This is a genomic window from Massilia sp. MP_M2 (genome assembly GCF_039123635.1).
In the GTDB taxonomy this organism is placed as follows: Bacteria; Pseudomonadota; Gammaproteobacteria; order Burkholderiales; family Burkholderiaceae_D; genus Telluria.
Genome location: NZ_JBCHJF010000001.1, coordinates 712,404 through 730,581, shown reverse-complemented (window position 1 = coordinate 730,581; position 18,178 = coordinate 712,404). Strand labels below are relative to the sequence as shown.

Sequence of the window (18,178 nt, the reverse complement as noted above, 5' to 3'; positions counted from 1 at the left end):
GCTTATCCCTTGCTTGCGCCGTTGTTGGAGCGTGTTGCGTTGATCAGCTTGAGCACTGCCGGCGCATACATGTTTTCCATGGCGCCGCAGAACAGGATGATCAGGCCCTGGATGAAAATGAAGGTCTCTTGCGGGATGTTCGGTTTTTCGAGCGACAAGTCGAAGCCGCCCTGGATCAGCGCGCCGAACAGGATCGACGAGAGCAGAATGCCCACCGGATGCTGGCGGCCCATCAGCGCGATCGCAATGCCGATGAAGCCCGCGCCGGCCGGGAAGTTCAGGCTCAGGTAGTGGGTCGAGCCGAGGATCGAGTTCACTGCCGCCAGGCCCGCCAGGGCGCCCGAGATCAGCATCGCCACGATGATCGTGCGGCTGATGCGCACGCCCGCATAGTGCGCGGCGTGGGCGTTCAGGCCCGTGGCCTGCAGGCGGTAACCCCAGCTCGAACGCGACACCGCCACCCAGTAGACGACCAGCGCGACCAGCGCCAGCAGGAAGGCCAGGTTCAGCGGCGTGTTCTCGCCGAAGAACGGCAGCCAGTTCGACAGCAGCGGGATGGCGGCAGCGTCGGTAAAGGTGCGGCTGGCCGGATTCTGGTCGCCCTCGGGGATCATGTACTTGACGATGATGAAGTTCATCAGGCCGGCGGCGATGAAGTTGAACATGATGGTCGTGACCACCACGTGGCTGCCGCGCTTGGCCTGCAGGTAGCCGGGCAGGAAGGCCCAGGCCGCGCCGAACACGGCACTGGCGACGATCGCCAGCGGAATCAGGAGCCACGGCGAGAGCGTGGCATCGAACGCCAGCATCGCCAGCGTCAGGCCCAGGCCGCCGAGATACATCTGGCCTTCGGCGCCAATGTTGAACAGGCCCGCCTTCATCGCGATCGACACGGCCAGGCCGGTAAACACGAAGGTCGACGCATAGAACAGCGTGTACGACAGGCCTTCCGGATTGATGACGGCGCTGTTGACGAGGATCTGCAGCGACTCGACCGGGCTTTCGCCCAGCAGATGGATCACGAGCGCCGCGACCAGCAGGGCAGAGAGCAAATTCAGGACCGGCAGGACAAAGCCCGAGGCCCAGCGTGGGAGTTCAGTGGTTTTCATGATTTGTGCATCCCGCCCATCAACAGGCCAATGCGGGTCGTGTCGAATTCGTCGATCGGCAATTCGCCGGTAATGCGCCCGCCCGACATCACGATGATGCGGTCAGCCAGCGCGCGCACTTCTTCCAGCTCGGTCGAGACCAGCAGGATCGCCACGCCCTCGTCGCGCAGGCGCAGCAGTTGCGTGTGGATGCTTTCGATGGTGCCGATGTCCACGCCGCGCGTGGGCTGGCCCACCAGCAGCAGCTTCGGCGCCGCCGAGACTTCACGCGCGATGACAACCTTCTGCTGGTTGCCGCCCGAAAGCAGGCCGATGCGCACGTTGGGGTCTTTCGGGCGCACGTCAAATGCCTCGAGCAAATGCGCGCAGCGTTTGGCGATGGCGTCGAAATCGAACAGGCCCAGGCCCTTGGTGACGCGCTCCTGGTAGCCGAACACGGTGTTCTGCATGACCGAGAAATCCTTGATCACACCGTCGCGCAGGCGGTCTTCGGGGACGTGGCCGATGCCCATGTCGCGCAGTTCGGCAGGCAGGCCGTCGGCGTTCGAGCGGCCGGCGAAGGGCAGGGGTTTGCCCTCGAGTGCGACCGTGCCCGACGTCGGCAGGCGCATGCCCGACAGGATGTGCATCAACTCGCTCTGACCGTTGCCCGACACGCCGGCAATGGCGACGATCTCGCCGGCCCGCACCGACAGGGCGATGTCTGCCAGCAGCTGCACGCCATTGGCGTCCTTCAGCTGCAGGTTCTCGACCTGCAGCACCGGCGCGCCCGGCGCATAGGGCTTGCGCGGCAGATTGCCTTCGATCGGGCGGCCGACCATCATATTGGCCAGCTGCTCCTTGCTGGTGCCTGCCGTGGCGACGGCGCCGGCCAGGCGCCCCGCGCGCATCACGGTCACCTGGTCGGTGATGTCCATGATTTCGCCCAGCTTGTGGGTGATCAGGATGATGGTCTTGCCCTGTTCCTTGAACAGCCGCAGGATGTCGAACAGCGACGCGATTTCTTGCGTGGTGAGCACGGCGGTGGGCTCGTCCAGAATCAGGATCTCGGCGCTGCGGTAGATCTGCTTGAGGATTTCGACGCGCTGCTGCGCGCCCACCGACAAATCGGCAATCACGGCCAGCGGATCGACGTCGAGGTGGTAGCGCGCGCAGATTTCGCGCAGCTTCACTTCGGTTTCGCGGCGTTTCTTCGACAGCTTGAAGGCGCCCTCGGCCCCGAGCATCACGTTGTCGAGCACCGTCATGTTCTCGACCAGCATGAAGTGCTGGTGCACCATGCCGATGCCGAGCGCGATGGCCTCCTGGCTCGAGCGGATCTGCTGCTCCTTGCCGTTGATGACGAGCTGCCCGCTGTCGGCATGGTAGTAGCCGTACAGGATACTCATCAGAGTGGATTTGCCCGCGCCATTTTCGCCGATCACACCATGGATCGAACCCTTGGCGATCGAGAAGCTGACGTCGGCGTTCGCCTGCACAGGCCCGAAGGCCTTGCTCACGTTGCGAAATTCTACGGCTGGCTGCATTGCGATCTGTCGAAAAAAGGAAGTGTGCTTATCATTCAAAAGCGCGCCGGACCGGTAATCAACCGGCGCGGCGCGCTTCGAATGGAATGAAGGTGATCAGACCGGGCAGGAACTGCCGGCGCGGTAATCGATGACCTTGATCTTGCCGTTGATGATGTCCTGGCGCACGGCGTTGACGCGCTTTTCGATTTCTGGCGTGACGACGGCGCGGTTATCCTTGTCGAGCACCCAATCGACGCCGCCTTCTTTCAGGCCCTTGTAGGTAACGCCTGCTTTCCAGGTGCCTTTCTTGACGGCCATGAACGAGTCATACACGGCCACGTCGACACGCTTGACCATCGAGGTCAGCATCGTGCCCGGATGCAGGTAGTTCTGGTTCGAGTCGACGCCCACGGCCAGCTTGCCCTTGGTCTTGGCCATCTGCAGCGCGCCCATGCCGCTGCCGCCGGCCACGGCGAAGACCACGTCCACGCCGCGGTCGAACTGCGCGCGTGCCAGCTCACCGCCCTTGGCCGGGTCGTTCCAGGCTGCGGCCGTGGTGCCGACCATGTTCTGGATGATTTCAGCTTTCGGGGCCTGCGCCTTGGCGCCCTGGCCGTAGCCGCAGGCGAACGCGCGAATCAGCGGAATGTCCATGCCGCCGACAAAGCCGAGCTTCTTGGTCTTGGAGGCCATGGCCGATGCCACGCCGATCAGGTACGAGCCTTCTTGTTCCTTGAACATCACCGATTCGATGTTGGCGCCTTGCGCCACGCTGTCGATCAGGACGAAGCGCACGTTCGGGAATTCGCGGGCGACTTTTTGCACGGCCTGGGTTTGCGAGAAACCGATGGCGGCGATCAGGTCGACCTTCTTGCGCGCCAGGCCGCGCATGACTTGCTCGGCCTGGGTATCGCTATTGGCCTGGACCTCGAGCACTTTCACACCGGTCTCTTTCGAGAAGCGCTGCAGGCCCTCGAAGGCCGACTGGTTGAACGACTTGTCGAACTTGCCGCCCGCATCGTAGACCATGCCGAATTTCGGCGCGGCGATCGGTGCGGTCGACGGCGCTGCCAGCGCGCTGCCAGCAAGGCACATGGCCGCCACGGTGATGCTGAGTTGCTTGAATTTCATGGTTGAGCTCCTGGAATAGCGATATTGTACCCGCCGCATGGCTTGCGATGGGATCGGCTGCGCGATTGTCGCAGCACGGCGCCGTGCAAGTGGTTACGGTTTGTATCTGGGGAAGGGGCGTTGGGGCCAGGCCCGCGCCCTTCGGGCACAAGCTGTCAAATATGCATCAAGCTGCAAGTTGATGGCAAATACGATTTTACTTCCCAATTTATTCGCTGAAAATATAAATGCTGACACTTTCGGCAATTATTTTGCGGCGAGGACCAATTCGGGCGCTGCCGCGGCGGTTTCCACGGGTGGCGTGGCATTGGCCACGGCATCGGCCACGGCGGCTGCCGCGGCTGGCGTCACTGGCCCGCTGAACTGGCGCGTAAGAAAGCCTGCGACCATGGCGTGCGTCGCTTCCAGGTACGGGATGGTCATGTGATCGGACCCCGGCACCACCTCGTCGGCCACCAGCGCGCCCAGCTTGGCCACCAGGAGGTCGGTGTGGAAGTGGGGCACGACATCGTCGCTGGCGGCGCGCAGCACGTAGGTCGGGGCCTTGAGCATTGGTGCGTACTTGATCGACTCGAAGCGGTCGCGCAGCATGTACTCGATCGGCATCACGCGAAAGCGCCGCTTGGCAATCGCCAGGATCGAGTCGTACGGCGTGATCAGCACGACCGAATGCGCGGGACGTTCGCGGGCCACCTGCACGGCGACGCCCGAACCGAGGCTGCGGCCAACGACGGCGATGCGCTGCGGGTCGACCTGGCCGCGCGTGGCCAGCCAGTCGTAGAGCAGGGCGCCGTCCTCGATCATGTGGATCTCGGCAGGCATCCCGTGCGAGTCACCATAGCCGCGGTAATTCATCGCCAGCACGGTCATGTTGGGGAACAGCTTGCCGGCGTCGCGCGCGACCCATGACACTTCTTCGGAGCGCCCGCCGAAATACAGCACGGCCGGGCGCGGACCGGGAATGCTTGGCGTCATCAGCCAGCCGGCCAGGCGCGTGCCGTCCCTGGCGCGCAAGACGACGGGGCGGGTGCGGTGGCCGCTTGAACGGGGGCTTTTGACTTCACGCTCGAGGGTCGGATTGAACACCAGGCGGCGCTGGTTGGCCGCGACGGCAGCCGTCAGGCCCAGCCACAGCATGCTGGCCAGTCCAGTGAGTCCTGCCGCCATTTTTTTCGAAGTGTCCATGCTTGCAAGTCTACGCCCCCTGTTGAGTTTTGTTCTTAGAGGCATTCATCTATGCATGTTCCATGACGGTTTGGCAGCCTGAAAGTTGTTTTATTCCAACATGGCGGAGACGGCCGCGTGGTAATGGTTCCGCGTGCGATGCCGGACAGCATGCTTGCGCCGCCGGTTCGGCTTTCCGGTAGGATTCATGCATCCGGCCTCGCGCCATCTCCTGGAGTCTTCGTGCATTTTCTTCTGACCTATGATCTGGCCCCCGATTATCTCGAACGCCGCGGCGAATTTCGCGACGCCCACCTGGCGCTGGCGTGGGAAGCGCAGGCGCGTGGCGAGCTGATCCTTGCTGGTGCCATGGCCGAACCGGCCGACAAGGCCGTCCTGGTGTTCGACTGCCCGACGTCGGAGCCGGTACAACTGTTCGCGGCGCGCGACCCGTACGTGCTCAACGGCCTCGTGCGCGCCTTCCACGTGCGCGAGTGGAATACGGTCGTCGGCGACCTGGCGACCAATCCCGTCCGGCCCGGCTGATCATTGCAGCTGACCCTGGCTGACATCCACCTTGGCGCACCATGAACATCGGGTAAGATTGCCCGCGTTTATCACCGCCGGGGAATGCAATGCAAACTGCTGTGAATCTGTGGCCACTGCTCGGCGTGGCCGTCATCGTGGTGGGCTTTCTGCTGCGCGCCAATCCGGTGCTGGTGGCCGTTGCCGCCTGCGGCGTGACGGGCGTTGCCGCGGCGATGTCGGTGATGACGCTGCTCGAGTCGCTCGGCGCCGCATTCCTCAAGACCCGCAACCTGCCACTCATCCTGCTGCTGCCGCTGGCCGCCATCGGCCTGCTCGAGCGCTTCGGCCTGCGTGACCGCGCCCAGGCCGCCATTGGCAAGGTGCGCTCGGCCACGGCCGGGCGCCTGTTGATCGTCTACCTGTTTGCCCGCGAGAGCACGGCGGCGATGGGCCTGACCAGCCTGGGCGGCCATCCGACGATGGTGCGCCCGCTGGTCGCGCCGATGGCCGAAGCGGCGGCCGAAGCGCAACACGGCCCGCTGCCGCAGCGCATCCGCTACCGCATCCGCGCGATGTCGGCTGCCACCGACAATATCGGCCTGTTCTTCGGCGAAGACATTTTTGTAGCGTTTGGCGCGATTGTCCTGATGCACACGATTCTGCAGGCCGAGGGCATCGAGGTCAATCCGCTGCACATCGCGCTGTGGGGCATCCCGACGGCGATCACGGCGTTCGTCATCCACGCCTGGAACCTGCGCCGCCTGGACGCCGAGATTGCCCGCGCCGTGCTGGAGCAGAAGGGCGCCGCATGACGCTCTCGATCGGTCACTTCTACATCCTGGTCGGCCTGCTGCTGGCGGCCGTGGCCATCATGAACCTGGTGGACCGCAGCAATCCGCGCCGTGTCACGACGGCCCTGTTCTGGGGCCTGTACGCGCTGCTGTACCTGGCGGGCGAAGCGCTGCCGCTGGCGGCGGTCGGCGCCCTGATGATCGGCATGGCGCTGCTGGCCGGCTTTGGCGGCGTGAAAGCCGGCCAGCCGCAGGCGCTGGCGCCGCAAGCGCGCCAGGCCAGCGCCGCGCGGCTGGGCAACCGCCTGTTCATCCCGGCGCTGCTGCTGCCGCTGGTGACCGTCATCGGCGCCACCTTGCTGAAAGACGTGCAACTGGGCGGCCTGCCGCTGCTTGATCCGGCCCACATCACCATCGTCAGCATGGGCTGCGGCGCGGTCGTGGCGCTGATCGCCGCATGCTGGCTCACGCGCGCCACGCCGCTGCAGGGCGTGCGCGAAGCGCGCCGCCTGGTCGACGCCATGAGCTGGGCCGTCGTGCTGCCGCACATCCTGGCGGTGCTGGGCCTGCTGTTTTCCGAAGCGGGCGTGGGCAAGGCGGTCGCGCACCTGACGACGACGTATATCGGCCTGGATTCGGCGTTCATTGCGGTGGCCGTGTACTGCCTGGGCATGGCGCTGTTTACAATCGTGATGGGCAACGGCTTTGCGGCGTTTCCCGTCATGGCCGGCGGCGTCGGGATTCCGGTGCTGGTGGGTGTGTACGGCGCCAACCCGGCCGTGATGGCGGCAATCGGCATGTTCAGCGCCTATTGCGGTACCCTGATGACGCCGATGGCGGCCAACTTCAACATCGTGCCGGCGGCGCTGCTGGAACTGCCCGACAAGAACGCCGTGATCCGGGCCCAGATCCCGAGTGCGCTGCCGATCCTGGTCGCCAATATCTTCCTGCTCTACTTTTTGATGAACCTGTGATGATCAAGACTGTTTTGCTGACGGGCTTCGAGCCGTTCAATGGCGCCACCATCAATCCGGCCTGGGAGGCCGTGCGCGCGCTGGAAGGCTGGCAGGGCGAGGGCTTTCAGGTCGAGGTGCGCCAGTTGCCGTGCATTTTCGGTGATGCCAATGAAGACCTGGTGGCATTGATCGACGAGCTGCATCCGGACGTCGTCATCGCCGTCGGCCAGGCGGGCGGGCGCCCGGATATCTCGGTCGAGCGGGTGGCGATCAATGTCGACGATGCGTCGATTCTGGATAACGGCGGGCAGCAGCCGGTCGATACGGCGATTGCCGCCGACGGCCCGGCCGCGTATTTCTCGACACTGCCGATCAAGGCGATCGTGCACGCGCTGCGCGAGCGGGGATTGGTGGCGGGGGTGTCGCAAACGGCCGGCACGTTCGTCTGCAACCACGTGTTCTATGGCTTGATGCACCACGCGGCGGCGCAGCCGCAGCCGATCAAGGCGGGATTCATCCACGTGCCGTATTTGCCGGAGCAGGCAGCCGTGCGGCTTGACGCGCCACCGTCGATGGCGTTGGAGGACATCATCGCCGGGGTCAGGCTGGCGGTGGAAGTCACGCTCGGCGCCGACACCGACCTGCGCGAAGCGGGCGGCGCGACGCACTGACAGCGATCAGCGCAGCTTGATCGTGGTGACGGCTTTTTCGTCACGCACCTCGAACGCCGCATCTTCGAAGCTCGGCGGACCGAAACGGCCACGGGCATCGCGGCTGAACGCGTACGGCTCTTTCGGGATGCCCAGCACGTTGCGATCGAGCTTGCCGTTGTCGTTCTCGTCCTGGTACGACAGCACGGCCCACGAACCGGTCGGCACGCCATCGACCGTGACGATCGTCTCGCCCGCCTTGGCCGGGGCCGAGCCGGAATAGGCGCAATCCTTCAGGAAGGTCGTCTTGTCGCACACGGCGACGAGCACCTTGCCCTTGGCCGTGACGCCCTGAACGCGCACTTCGATCGAAGCGGCCGAGGCGCTGCCGGCAGCGCAGAACGCTGCGCCGAGCAGAAGGGTACGGAAAGTCGATTGCATGTAAACTCCAATGGTTGAATTGATTGTGTATCGTGTTTGACCGCCTGCCGCCATGGCTGCGCGGCCGTCGCGCTACCGTACACGCCGGCCGCATGATAGGCTGTCGGCATCCGTTTCCATGCCCGCCACCCCATCAAGGCGCTTATTTCATTATGCTGCTCAACGCGCTCATCGTTCTGGCCACCATCGCCTTCATGGAACTGTTTTCCATCGTCGCGCACAAGTACATCATGCACGGCTTTGGCTGGGGCTGGCATCGCTCGCACCACGAGCCCCGCACCGGCTGGTTCGAAAAGAACGACCTGTACGCCGTCGTCTTTGCCGGCGTTGCGATTGCCCTGATCTGGTTCGGCACGCGCGGCTACGGGCGCATCGAATGGATCGGCGCCGGCATGACCGGCTACGGCCTGCTGTACTTCATCGCCCACGATGGCCTGGTGCACCAGCGCTGGCCGTTTCGCTACGTGCCGCGCAGCGGCTACTTCAAGCGCCTGTACCAGGCTCACCGCATGCACCACGCGGTCGAGGGCAAGGACGGCGCCGTGTCGTTCGGCTTTTTGTATGCGCCGCCCGTCACGAAACTCAAGCAGCAGTTGCAGGCGCAGCAGAACCAGCTGCGGAGTCCGCGCGGCCAGGCCGCTGCCACAGACCACGCCGCGCCGGCAGGTCGCGACTAGAGGTCAGGCGCGAGGCCAGCGCCTGCAGGCCGCCCAGCGCGAGCAGGCGCAGCTTGGTCGCCTTCGACGTGCCAACCCGCTTGTCCCACGCGCGCGGCCCGCGCCGTTTCACTTCCACCCCGATCTGGCGATACACATTGCGCGCCGTGGCGATCGCCCACGCCGAGCGTAGCGGCAGCGCCGCCAGGCCAATCGACGCCGACGCGTAGTACGGCTCCGCCTGGTCCACCAGGCGCGCGGCGACCGTGGCCAGTGCGGCCCGGTGGCGCGGCAGCGCGACCAGGTCGGGCGGAATGCCGGCTTCGAGCAGCCAGGCGTCGGGCACATAACAGCGGCCGATGGCCGCGTCGTCGATGATGTCGCGCGCAATATTCGTCAGCTGAAACGCGAGCCCCAGATCGCAGGCCCGGTCGAGCACCGCCTCGTCGCGCGCGCCCATGATCGACGCCATCATCAGGCCGACGACGCCGGCCACGTGGTAGCAGTAGCGCAGCGTGTCGTCGATCGTGCGGTAGCGCGCTTCGTTGACGTCCATCGCAAAGCCGGCCAGGTGGTCGTACGCATAGCGTGGTGCGATCGCGTGGCCCAGGGCCACTTCCTGGAACGCGGCAAAGGCCGGGTCGCGCATCGGCTCGCCCTCATAGGCGCGGCGGGTGTTGTCGTAAAGCCGATCGAGTTCGAACGGCGCATCGTGCGTGAGCTGGGCCACCGGGGTGCTGGCAAAGCCCAGTTCCTGGCCGTCGACGACGTCGTCGCAGTGGCGGCACCATGCATACAGCATCAGCACGGCGCGCCGGGTGGCCGGCGGGAACAGCCTGGCCGCTGCCGCAAAACTCTTCGACCCGACTTCGATGGTCTGGGTCGCGTGCGCCATCAGGTTCCCGTCGACCTGCGTCGTCATCGCAGACCGCCCGCGTGGGCCCCGGCGTTGACACCTTCGAGCATCAGGCCGGCCGTGGCCTTGGCCGAACCGATCACGCCCGGCAAGCCTGCGCCGGGATGGGTGCCGGCACCGACCAGGTACAGATTCGGCAGTTCGGCGTCGCGGTTGTGCGGGCGGAACCAGGCACTTTGCGTCAGGATCGGTTCGAGCGAGAAGGCCGAGCCCACGTGCGCATTGAGCTCGTCGCGGAAGTCGTTCGGCGTGAAGATGCGGCTCGTGACCAGCTGGCTGCGCAGGCCCGGCATGTAGCGCTGTTCGAGATAGTCGAAGATGCGATCGCGGTAGCGCGGCCCTTCGACGTCCCAGTCGATCGGCGCATTGCCCAGGTGCGGCACCGGCGCGAGCACGTAGTGGCTGCCGCAGCCCGGTGGCGCGAGCGACGGGTCGGTCACGCACGGCGCGTGCAGGTACAGCGAAAAGTCGTCGGCCAGCGTGTCGCCCTTGAAGATTTCGGTGATCAGCTCCTTGTAGCGCGCGCCGAAACAGACCGTATGGTGCTGCAACTGCTCGTGATGCTTGTTCAGGCCGAAATAGATCACGAACAGCGAATTGCTGAAGCGCTTCTTGCGCAGCGACTCGGCCTGGCTGCTGCCGCGACCGTGGTTGCTCAGCAGGTTGGCGTAGGTGTGCACGACGTCGGCATTCGACGCGACGGCGTCGGCCGGGAACCAGCGGCCGTCTTCCAGCCGCACGCCGCTGGCCAGGTTGCCGACGGTTTCGATGCGCGCCACCGGGGCGTTCAATTCGAGCTTGCCGCCCATGTCCTGGAACAGGCGCACGAGGCCATTGACGAGTGCACCGGTGCCGCCGCGCGGGAACCACACGCCCCAGCGCCGTTCCAGCGCGTGGATCAGCGTGTAGATCGAGCTGGTGGCAAACGGGTTGCCGCCCACCAGCAGCGAATGGAACGAGAAGGCCTGGCGCAGGTGCTCGTTCTTGATGAAGCGCGAGACCATGCTGTAGACGTTCTTCCACGCTTCGAGGCGCGCCAGCTTCGGCCCGGCATTGATCATGTCGCGAAACGACAGGAACGGCACGGCGCCCAGCTTCAGGTAGCCCTCTTCGAACACGGCTTTCGAATAGGCGAGAAAGCGCTGGTAGCCAGCCACGTCATCGGGATTGAGGGCGTGGATCTGGCGGTCGAGCGATTCCTGATCGTTCGCGTAGTCAAAGAAGCTGCCGTCTTCCCAGCACAGGCGGTAGAACGGCGCGACCGGCAGCATCTCGACGTAGTCGCTCATCTTCTTGCCACACACCGCGAACAGTTCTTCGATCGCGGTCGGATCCGTGATGACGGTGGGGCCGGCATCGAACGTGAAGCCCTGGTCTTCGTAGACGTAGGCGCGGCCGCCCGGTTTGTCGCGCTTTTCGAGCAGGGTGGTCTGCGTGCCGCCGGCCTGCAGCCGGATTGCCAGGGCCAGGCCACCGAAGCCGGCGCCGATCACGACGGCGCGCTTGGGTTCGATTTTCATCTGGTTCATTCGGGATTCCTGATCTGATGGGGTTGTGTCTTGCGAACGGCCGTAAAAGCTTCGAGCACCGGCACCGGCGGCTTGCCGGTCAACAGGCGCAGCTTGTCGGCAAAGGTAAGGCGGCCGGCATAAAAGCGCGCGATCATCGGCGCGCCCAGGCGGTAAAAGCGTTGCATCACGTGCCAGCGGTGGTCGGGGCTGCCGGCCATGAACAGCATGCGGTTGAGCATGCGGAAAAAACCCTGGCGCTGCCATTCATCGCGTGCCTCGATGCGGATCGCGGCAAACAGTGATTGTGCCGCAAATGGCGCTGCCAGGTCGGGCAGGGCCGCAATACGTTCGGCCAGGCGCACGGCCACCGGCAGCGAATAACCGGTGGTCTGGTGAAACAGGCCGGCGCGCAGGCCCACAGTCGGCTGGCCGTCCAGCGCATCCCAGAAGCGCTCGAAGTCGCCGGCCAGCACGATCGGCAACGAGCCTTGTTCTTCACGCAGCACGTCGCGGATCTGCCAGCCGCGCCCTGCGGCGTAGGCGGCGATATTGGCGCGCAGCCGCTCCGGTTCCCAGGTCGCGCTGTCGACGTAATGGGTGTCTTCGATCAGTACGCGGTCGGGGCCGAACGGCAGCAGGTAGACGAAGCGGTAACCGCCTTGCTGGGCCACGCTCGCATCCATGATCACCGGCTGCGTCAAGCCGTGCGGCGCATGCAGGCGTACCTCCTGGCCCATGAAGGTCTGGTAGCCCAGCGCCAGGTGCGGGCTGGCGCTGGGGCCGCGCCCGTCGATGACGGCGTGTGCATGGAGCAGCATGCCATCGGCCAGGCGCACGCTCGTGGGTGTCACGGTGTCGATCCGCACGCCGGTGCGCAGCAGCGGACCCAGGGCGGCTTCGATCGTGCGCGCAAAATCGGGCGAGGCAATGCTGGCATACCCGCCGCTCAGGGCGCGCGCATGCTCGGGAAAGACGACGTCGTAGCCCGGCCAGCGGTGCGAGACGAGCGGCGCGATCCAGTGCAGCTGGTCTGCGGTCAGGTCGCTGTCGTGGAATGACCAGGTGTGATTGCCGCCCAGATGCCGGCCCTGCTCGAGCAGCAGGATGCGCAGTTCGGGGCGCTCGGTGTGCAGGCGCCAGGCGATCAGGCTGTTGGCCAGACCGCCGCCGACCAGGATCAGGTCATGGTCAACGCTGTCACGATGACCGTTGTTGCGCTCATCCATGGCTGGCCACCGCCGTCGGCAGGTGCAGTGCGGTCTCGATGATGGCGGCCGCGCGCGGCGCGCCACCGGCAACGCGGATCGCGTCGGATAGCGGCGCCATGCGCGCGGCGAAATCGGGCTCGGCCAGCAGCCGGCGCAGCTTGCGCGTCAGGTCGGCCACGCTGCTCATGCGCGGCGAAGCGCGCAGCCCCACGCCGGCATACTCGACCCGCGCGGCGCCGCCCGGGTGGTCGAAGGCAATCGGCAGCGCCAGGATTGGCGTGCGCGCCGCCACTGCTTCCATGATGGTGTTCGCACCCGCATGCGAGACGATCGCGTCGGCGCGCGCCAAGACGGCCAGTTGCGGCACGTAGGCATGTACGCGGGTGCTGCCGATGGCTTCGAGCGCGCGCACCTGCGCGTCATTCAGGCCGCCGCAATGGGCGATCAACAGGTCGGCATCGAGCTGCTTGCAGGCCTTGGCGATGCGCTTGAAGAGCGGGTAGCGCTCGCTCACCAGCGTGCCGAGCGATGCGTAGATGAACGGGCGCGTGCTCGCTGACGGCGGCAGGAACGGCGTCAGTTCTTCGGGCTTCAAGGCCGGCGCCACATTGGCCGCGTGCAGCGGCCCGACATGGTGGAAGTGCGCCGGCAGTTCGCGGCGCGGAAAATCGAAGCCCGGCACGATCTGCGCGATCTGCGCCAGCGGCGACAGGCATTCGTGCAGCATGCTGCGTGGCGCCAGGCCAAGGCGTTCGGCCTGCCCCGCGATCGCGCGGTGATGCGGCCCCATCATCCAGTCATAGACGCGCGTACTGCCTTCGACGATCTTGAAGGCACGCTCGCTGTCTTCGTACACAAACGGCATCACCGGCAGCGGGATACCCGGCTCGCGGTTGACGGGCAGGGCGCACGCGATCGAGATGAACGGCATGCCCAGGCTCTCGGCGACCATGCCGCCGGCCGCCTCCATCTGGTCGGCCAGTACGCAGTCGACCTGCAATGCCTTGAGCGCGGCCGGCAGTTCGCGGCACAGCATTTCGGTGCTGGCGGCCATGTCGAGGATTACGCGGCGCAGGCCCAGCGGGCTGCCGGGATTGGCCACGCGCGCGAGCATGGCGGGCAGCGAGCCGGCCGGATGGGTGGCCGCGCCGATGGCGTGAAAGCCGATGCGCGCATCCTTCACATAGGCGGCAGCATCCGGGCGATGGATGAAGGTGACGCGGTGGCCGCGCGCGACGAGTTCGCGCGCCAGCACCATCAGCGTATTGAAGTGGCTATACAGGGCCGGAGCCACGACCGCGAAGTGCGTCATGCTAGGGTTGGTCAGTTCAGGAGAATTCAGTTCAGGCGCAACTCTGCCAGCTGGGGACTCGGGCGCAGTTCGCGCGGCTTGGCGGGTTCGGCGACGAAGCGCGCGCCCTTGGCTTCCTTGGCAAACAGCGCGCCCATGAAGTGCCGCGTGCGGCCCTTGCCGCCAATGGCCTCGCCCAAGCAGCGGTCGGCCTCGGTGAGGCAGGCCGACAGGCGGCGCTGCGCTTCGTCGAAGCCGAGCGTGTTGATCAGGGTGGCCTTGCCGATGTCCTTGCCGGTGTCCTTGCCCGTGATCGCGCTGTCGTTACCGGCGCCGTCCAGGAAGTCATCCTTGATCTGGAATGCCTGGCCGGCCGCCAGCGCAAAGGCGCGCAGCTGCTGCGAGACGCTCTCGTCGGCGTGGCACATGATCGCCGCCATGTCCACGGCGACGCCCAGCAGCAGGCCGGTCTTGAGTTCATTGGTGGTGGCAATCGCCTCGGGCGAGCGCACGCCGCCATGCAGGTCTTCGAACTGGCCGCGCACGAGACCCTGGTCGCCCACCGTTTGCGCCAGCGTCGCGACCAGGCGCGCGCGGGTGGCCGGCTGGATATCCTGGGATTGCGACAGCACGCCAAAGGCGCGACTGAGAAGGGCGACCGACGCCAGGATGGCGACGTCCTGGCCGAACTGGATGTGGATGGCCGGTTTGCCGCGGCGCAGGCTGGCGTCGTCCATGCATGGCAGGTCGTCGAGAATCAGCGACGCCGCATGCACCAGTTCGACCGAGCAGGCCACGTCGATCAGGGCAGGGGAGGCGCAGCCGAGGTCGCGCGCCACCAGCATGACCAGCAGCGGACGCATGCGCTTGCCGGCCGACAGCGCCGACGTACGCATGGCCTTGGCCAGGCTGTCGGACTGGCCGTTCGCGCTCAGCAGTTGTTCAATGCGGTCGTCGATCGCCGAGCGCAGCGTGTCGATATCATCGAACACGGCGTCGTCGAATTTTTTCAGGCGGAGCCCGTCGTAGCGCGGCGTTGCTGTAGTCATACGAGCTCCTCTGGAAAATTGATGGTCTTGATAACTATCATACCGGACCTAAAGTTAGAAAATAATTAATTGGCCTCAATCGTGCATGGTTTTCTGCCTAGAAATTATACACAGGCTTGCAGAACTGCAATACATGGCGGGACAAAAACGGTTCGATGGTTCACGTCGCTGGTGGATCGGGGAACAGGATCTTCAAAAACGCCCGCACCACCGGCGCATCGTCCTGCGCCGGGTAACTGATATACAGGTTGGCGGACGGCGCATGCTCGTTGATCGGCAGGAAGCGCACCCCCGGCCAGCCGATGCGGCTCGTCGTTTCCGGCATCAGGGCCACGCCCAGGCCGGCCCCTACCATTGCCAGCAGTGTCTGCGGCTCGGCCGCTTCCTGGAAAATGGTCGGCTCGAAGCCCGCATTCACGCAGCACTGCATCAGGTAGCGCGGCTCGGCCGACTGGTCCAGGTGCAGCGTCAGCATCGGTTCGCCAGCGATGTCGAGTAGCGAGATCGCATCGCGGCCCGCCAGCGGATGGCGCGCATTGACTGCCACGCAGAACTGCTCTTTGAAGCACAGCTCCTGGTGCAGGTTGGCCGCTTTCAGCACGTCCGGCTCGATGCGCGGCTCGCGCCAGAAACCCACGTCGATCTGCTTGTTGCGCAGCGCTTCCCACTGGTCGTTCGGGCCCAGCTCGTGGATCGTCCACGTCACGCGCGGGAAATCGGTCTGGAAGCGTTCGAGCAGGCCAGGGATCGGCCCCCACATCGCCGAGCCGACGATGCCAACGCGCAGCCGGCCCACCTGGCCACGGTCGATCTGGCGGATGGTGTCGATCGTCATGCGCATCCGGCCCAGCAGGTCGGCCGCCTCGACCATCAGCGCGCGCCCGGCCACGGTCAGCTCGAAGCTGCGCGTGGTGCGCGTAAACAGACGCACGCCCAATTCGCTTTCGAGCTTCATGATCTGCTGCGACAGCGGCGGCTGCGAGATGTGCAGGCGCTCGGCGGCGCGGCTGAAGCTCTTTTCTTCAGCCACCGCCAGGAAGTACTTCAGTTGTTTCAGGTCGATCGACATGGGCGGCTACGCTGGCGACTCAGGCCGCGCGCTGGTTCAGCGCCACTGCCAGGCGGGCGCCGATCAGCGCGTTGTGCTTGACCAGCGCAATATTGGTGGCCAGGCTGCGGCCCTCGGTGAGTTCCTTGATGCGCCCCAGCAGGAACGGCGTGACCTTCTTGCCGGTCACATTCTGGCTTGCAGCTTCGTCCAGCGCCTGCGTGATGATGGCGTCGATCTCGGTCGGCGCCATCGCGGCGTCGGCCGGGACCGGATTGCTCACCACCACGCCGCCGGCCAGGCCGAGCTGCCACTTGGTGCGGATGAACGCCGCCTGCTCTTCGGGTGAATCGATCTGGAAGTCGGCCTGGAAGCCGCTCTCGCGCGTGAAGAAGGCGGGAAAGCCCGGCTGGCCGACGCTGATCACCGGCACGCCATGCGTTTCGAGGTACTCGAGCGTCAGGCCAATATCAAGGATCGATTTGACGCCGGCGCAGACGACGGCCACGCTGGTCTGCGCCAGTTCCTGCAGGTCGGCCGAGATGTCGAAGCTCGTTTCGGCGCCGCGGTGCACGCCGCCGATGCCGCCGGTGACGAACACCTCGATGCCGGCCAGCTGCGCGCAGATCATCGTCGCCGCGACCGTCGTTGCGCCCAGGCGCGCCTGCGCCAGCACGTAGGCCAGGTCGCGCCGGCTCACTTTCATGGCGTCCGGCGAAGAGCCGAGCAGTTCGAGCTGCTCGTCCGACAGGCCGATGCAGATCTTGCCGGCGATGACGGCGATCGTGGCCGGCACGGCGCCGGCGTCGCGGATGATCTGCTCGACCTCGCGCGCGGTGCGCACGTTCTGCGGGTACGGCATGCCGTGCGAGATGATGGTCGACTCGAGGGCGACGATCGGTTTGCCGGCGGTGCGGGCGGCGGCCACTTCGGGCGAGAGCAGGAGGAAGTTGTGCATGAGATTTCTCGGGTTAATCAGCAGTAGGGAGTAGGCGGTCGGCAGGTTCGTCGAGCAAGCCGGGCGCAATTTGTGGGCAGACGGTCTGCGCGCAGCCGATGGTCATGGCGGACAGCGCCAGGCCGCGGCGGCAGGCCAGGTTGAGCGAGGTGGCGCCGCTGTACAGGCTCCAGCAGACGGCGGCGGCAAACGCGTCGCCGGCGCCGGTGACGTCAACGACATCAACGGCCTGCGCGGCCAGGCTGCGCAGGCCATCGGGCGTCGTGAACATGACGCCCTGCGCGCCGCGCGTGACGATCACGTCCTGCGCGCCGTCGGTCTGCAGGTTGGCGCAGGCGCGCGCGATCGCGGCCTCGCTGTCCAGCGCGCGGCCGTCACGTTCTGCCAGTTCGCCCAGGTTCAGGATCAACAGGCGCAGGCCGCGCAGGTCGCGTGGCAGGCGGTTGATCTTCGGTTCGGACACGGCGACGACGACCATCGGCACGCCGCCCGCCAGCGCGTCGCCCAGCAACCCGGCCACCGCATCCTGCGGCAGGTTCAGGTCGGCCACGATCAGCGCGGCGCTGGCGCGTTGCGGCGCGCGGCTGGCGAAGAACGCGGGCGTGAGCGCGTCGTTGATCGCCATGTCGGCCAGCGCCACGCGCATCTCGCCATCCTGGTCGAGCACCGCCGTGTAGGTGCCGCTGGCGGCGCCGTCGACCAGCAGCACGCTGCGCGTGTCGATGCCCGCTTCGTCGGCATGCGCGAGCAGCGCGCGGCCCGAGGCGTCCGGGCCGACTGCCGTGATGAGGCTCGTCGGAGCGCCCAGGCGCGCTAGGTTTTCGGCGATATTGCGCGCCACGCCGCCGAACGACTCGCTCTGGCGCGCGGGATTCGACGTGCCCAGTGCCAGCGGGCCAAGCGTGCGCAGCTTGCGGTCAAGGTTGGCGGCGCCGATGCAGACGATCGGACGGTGATCCGGCAGCACGTAGGCGCGGCCCAGGATGCGCCGCTCGCGCACGAGCGTGGCGATGTAATTGGCCACGGCCGAGCGCGACAGACCCAGGCGCGCCGCCAGGTCCTGCTGGGAGATGAAGGGATTGGCGCGAATCAGCTCGTACAACTGGTCTTTTTTGGGCATCGTTCGGCAAACTGTTTTAAACTTATGTCTGGCAATGCTAGACATTTGTCATGGCGCCGTCAATCTCGGCGTGGTCGTGCTAATTTATCGCGAAAACATATAAATCGGGAAGAAAAAGTGTATTTGCCATACATATCGGGATT

General features: G+C 65.8%; 18 protein-coding genes. 5 read left to right on the top strand and 13 right to left on the bottom strand.

Annotated features, from left to right (window positions below):
• Positions 1-2: 2 nt before the first annotated feature.
• The 4 genes from RCH14_RS03285 to RCH14_RS03270 form a co-directional block, all read right to left on the bottom strand.
• Positions 3-1,109 carry an ABC transporter permease gene (locus tag RCH14_RS03285; RefSeq protein WP_343024721.1) on the bottom strand — a complete coding sequence of 369 codons (1,107 nt, stop codon included), beginning with the start codon at positions 1,107-1,109 and terminating at the stop codon, positions 3-5.
• A complete protein-coding gene (locus tag RCH14_RS03280; protein ID WP_343024720.1) occupies positions 1,106-2,635 on the bottom strand; it encodes an ABC transporter ATP-binding protein in 1,530 nt (509 codons plus the stop codon). The genes RCH14_RS03285 and RCH14_RS03280 overlap by 4 nt, the downstream gene beginning before the upstream one ends.
• 96 nt (positions 2,636-2,731) lie before the next feature.
• Positions 2,732-3,748, bottom strand: coding sequence for a BMP family ABC transporter substrate-binding protein (locus RCH14_RS03275; protein ID WP_343024719.1), 1,017 nt, complete (start codon positions 3,746-3,748; stop codon positions 2,732-2,734).
• Positions 3,749-3,994: 246 nt separating this feature from the next.
• Positions 3,995-4,933, bottom strand: coding sequence for a serine aminopeptidase domain-containing protein (locus RCH14_RS03270; RefSeq protein ID WP_343024718.1), 939 nt, complete (start codon positions 4,931-4,933; stop codon positions 3,995-3,997).
• Between the two features lie 222 nt (positions 4,934-5,155).
• Between RCH14_RS03270 and RCH14_RS03265 the strand changes: the two genes are divergently transcribed.
• The 4 genes from RCH14_RS03265 (at position 5,156) to pcp (ending at position 7,858) form a co-directional block, all read left to right on the top strand.
• The gene (locus RCH14_RS03265; protein ID WP_343024717.1) at positions 5,156-5,458 is read left to right on the top strand and encodes a YciI-like protein; all 303 of its coding nucleotides are present in this window, start codon (positions 5,156-5,158) and stop codon (positions 5,456-5,458) included.
• A gap of 89 nt (positions 5,459-5,547) precedes the next feature.
• The gene (locus tag RCH14_RS03260) at positions 5,548-6,252 is read left to right on the top strand and encodes a DUF969 domain-containing protein (RefSeq protein ID WP_343024716.1); all 705 of its coding nucleotides are present in this window, start codon (positions 5,548-5,550) and stop codon (positions 6,250-6,252) included.
• A complete protein-coding gene (locus RCH14_RS03255) occupies positions 6,249-7,205 on the top strand; it encodes a DUF979 domain-containing protein (protein ID WP_343024715.1) in 957 nt (318 codons plus the stop codon). The genes RCH14_RS03260 and RCH14_RS03255 overlap by 4 nt, the downstream gene beginning before the upstream one ends.
• Positions 7,205-7,858: a pyroglutamyl-peptidase I gene (gene pcp, locus RCH14_RS03250; RefSeq protein WP_343024714.1), complete on the top strand. Its 654-nt coding sequence runs from the start codon at positions 7,205-7,207 to the stop codon at positions 7,856-7,858. Before RCH14_RS03255 ends, pcp begins: the two co-directional genes overlap by 1 nt.
• A 6-nt stretch (positions 7,859-7,864) precedes the next feature.
• On the opposite strand, the gene RCH14_RS03245 is transcribed toward pcp, so the two are convergent.
• Positions 7,865-8,278, bottom strand: coding sequence for a DUF2141 domain-containing protein (locus RCH14_RS03245; RefSeq protein WP_343024713.1), 414 nt, complete (start codon positions 8,276-8,278; stop codon positions 7,865-7,867).
• Between the two features lie 152 nt (positions 8,279-8,430).
• On the opposite strand from RCH14_RS03245, the gene RCH14_RS03240 reads away from it, so the two are divergent.
• Positions 8,431-8,955 (top strand): sterol desaturase family protein, encoded by a 525-nt coding sequence (locus tag RCH14_RS03240; RefSeq protein ID WP_343024712.1) that lies wholly within the window; start codon positions 8,431-8,433, stop codon positions 8,953-8,955.
• On the opposite strand, the gene crtB is transcribed toward RCH14_RS03240, so the two are convergent.
• The 8 genes from crtB to RCH14_RS03200 form a co-directional block, all read right to left on the bottom strand.
• Complete coding sequence (gene crtB, locus RCH14_RS03235) at positions 8,861-9,856, bottom strand: 15-cis-phytoene synthase CrtB (RefSeq protein WP_343024711.1); 996 nt, start codon at positions 9,854-9,856, stop codon at positions 8,861-8,863. The two genes, RCH14_RS03240 and crtB, sit on opposite strands and share 95 nt — an antisense overlap.
• Positions 9,853-11,379, bottom strand: coding sequence for a phytoene desaturase (locus RCH14_RS03230; protein ID WP_343024710.1), 1,527 nt, complete (start codon positions 11,377-11,379; stop codon positions 9,853-9,855). The genes crtB and RCH14_RS03230 overlap by 4 nt, the downstream gene beginning before the upstream one ends.
• The gene (gene crtY / locus RCH14_RS03225; RefSeq protein ID WP_343024709.1) at positions 11,376-12,587 is read right to left on the bottom strand and encodes a lycopene beta-cyclase CrtY; all 1,212 of its coding nucleotides are present in this window, start codon (positions 12,585-12,587) and stop codon (positions 11,376-11,378) included. The genes RCH14_RS03230 and crtY overlap by 4 nt, the downstream gene beginning before the upstream one ends.
• Positions 12,580-13,881: a glycosyltransferase gene (locus RCH14_RS03220; protein WP_343024708.1), complete on the bottom strand. Its 1,302-nt coding sequence runs from the start codon at positions 13,879-13,881 to the stop codon at positions 12,580-12,582. The genes crtY and RCH14_RS03220 overlap by 8 nt, the downstream gene beginning before the upstream one ends.
• Positions 13,882-13,907: 26 nt before the next feature.
• Entirely contained in the window at positions 13,908-14,909 is a 1,002-nt protein-coding gene (locus RCH14_RS03215; protein ID WP_343024707.1) for a polyprenyl synthetase family protein, read from the bottom strand.
• A gap of 160 nt (positions 14,910-15,069) precedes the next feature.
• Positions 15,070-15,978 carry a LysR family transcriptional regulator gene (locus RCH14_RS03210; protein ID WP_343024706.1) on the bottom strand — a complete coding sequence of 303 codons (909 nt, stop codon included), beginning with the start codon at positions 15,976-15,978 and terminating at the stop codon, positions 15,070-15,072.
• A 19-nt stretch (positions 15,979-15,997) separates the two neighbouring features.
• On the bottom strand, positions 15,998-16,915 hold the full coding sequence (locus RCH14_RS03205; protein ID WP_343024705.1) for a pseudouridine-5'-phosphate glycosidase: 918 nt from the start codon (positions 16,913-16,915) through the stop codon (positions 15,998-16,000).
• Positions 16,916-16,928: 13 nt separating this feature from the next.
• A complete protein-coding gene (locus RCH14_RS03200) occupies positions 16,929-18,035 on the bottom strand; it encodes a carbohydrate kinase (RefSeq protein WP_343024704.1) in 1,107 nt (368 codons plus the stop codon).
• Positions 18,036-18,178: the final 143 nt, after the last annotated feature.

Excerpts from the sequence above, each read along its gene's own strand:
- RCH14_RS03285 (WP_343024721.1), bottom strand. The coding sequence starts at position 1,109 with ATGAAAACCACTGAACTCCCACGCTGGGCCTCGGGCTTTGTCCTGCCG.
- RCH14_RS03280 (WP_343024720.1), bottom strand. The coding sequence starts at position 2,635 with ATGCAGCCAGCCGTAGAATTTCGCAACGTGAGCAAGGCCTTCGGGCCT.
- RCH14_RS03275 (WP_343024719.1), bottom strand. The coding sequence starts at position 3,748 with ATGAAATTCAAGCAACTCAGCATCACCGTGGCGGCCATGTGCCTTGCT.
- RCH14_RS03270 (WP_343024718.1), bottom strand. The coding sequence starts at position 4,933 with ATGGACACTTCGAAAAAAATGGCGGCAGGACTCACTGGACTGGCCAGC.
- RCH14_RS03260 (WP_343024716.1), top strand. The coding sequence starts at position 5,548 with ATGCAAACTGCTGTGAATCTGTGGCCACTGCTCGGCGTGGCCGTCATC.
- RCH14_RS03255 (WP_343024715.1), top strand. The coding sequence starts at position 6,249 with ATGACGCTCTCGATCGGTCACTTCTACATCCTGGTCGGCCTGCTGCTG.
- pcp (WP_343024714.1), top strand. The coding sequence starts at position 7,205 with ATGATCAAGACTGTTTTGCTGACGGGCTTCGAGCCGTTCAATGGCGCC.
- RCH14_RS03245 (WP_343024713.1), bottom strand. The coding sequence starts at position 8,278 with ATGCAATCGACTTTCCGTACCCTTCTGCTCGGCGCAGCGTTCTGCGCT.
- RCH14_RS03240 (WP_343024712.1), top strand. The coding sequence starts at position 8,431 with ATGCTGCTCAACGCGCTCATCGTTCTGGCCACCATCGCCTTCATGGAA.
- crtB (WP_343024711.1), bottom strand. The coding sequence starts at position 9,856 with ATGACGACGCAGGTCGACGGGAACCTGATGGCGCACGCGACCCAGACC.
- RCH14_RS03230 (WP_343024710.1), bottom strand. The coding sequence starts at position 11,379 with ATGAACCAGATGAAAATCGAACCCAAGCGCGCCGTCGTGATCGGCGCC.
- crtY (WP_343024709.1), bottom strand. The coding sequence starts at position 12,587 with ATGGATGAGCGCAACAACGGTCATCGTGACAGCGTTGACCATGACCTG.
- RCH14_RS03220 (WP_343024708.1), bottom strand. The coding sequence starts at position 13,881 with ATGACGCACTTCGCGGTCGTGGCTCCGGCCCTGTATAGCCACTTCAAT.
- RCH14_RS03215 (WP_343024707.1), bottom strand. The coding sequence starts at position 14,909 with ATGACTACAGCAACGCCGCGCTACGACGGGCTCCGCCTGAAAAAATTC.
- RCH14_RS03210 (WP_343024706.1), bottom strand. The coding sequence starts at position 15,978 with ATGTCGATCGACCTGAAACAACTGAAGTACTTCCTGGCGGTGGCTGAA.
- RCH14_RS03205 (WP_343024705.1), bottom strand. The coding sequence starts at position 16,915 with ATGCACAACTTCCTCCTGCTCTCGCCCGAAGTGGCCGCCGCCCGCACC.
- RCH14_RS03200 (WP_343024704.1), bottom strand. The coding sequence starts at position 18,035 with ATGCCCAAAAAAGACCAGTTGTACGAGCTGATTCGCGCCAATCCCTTC.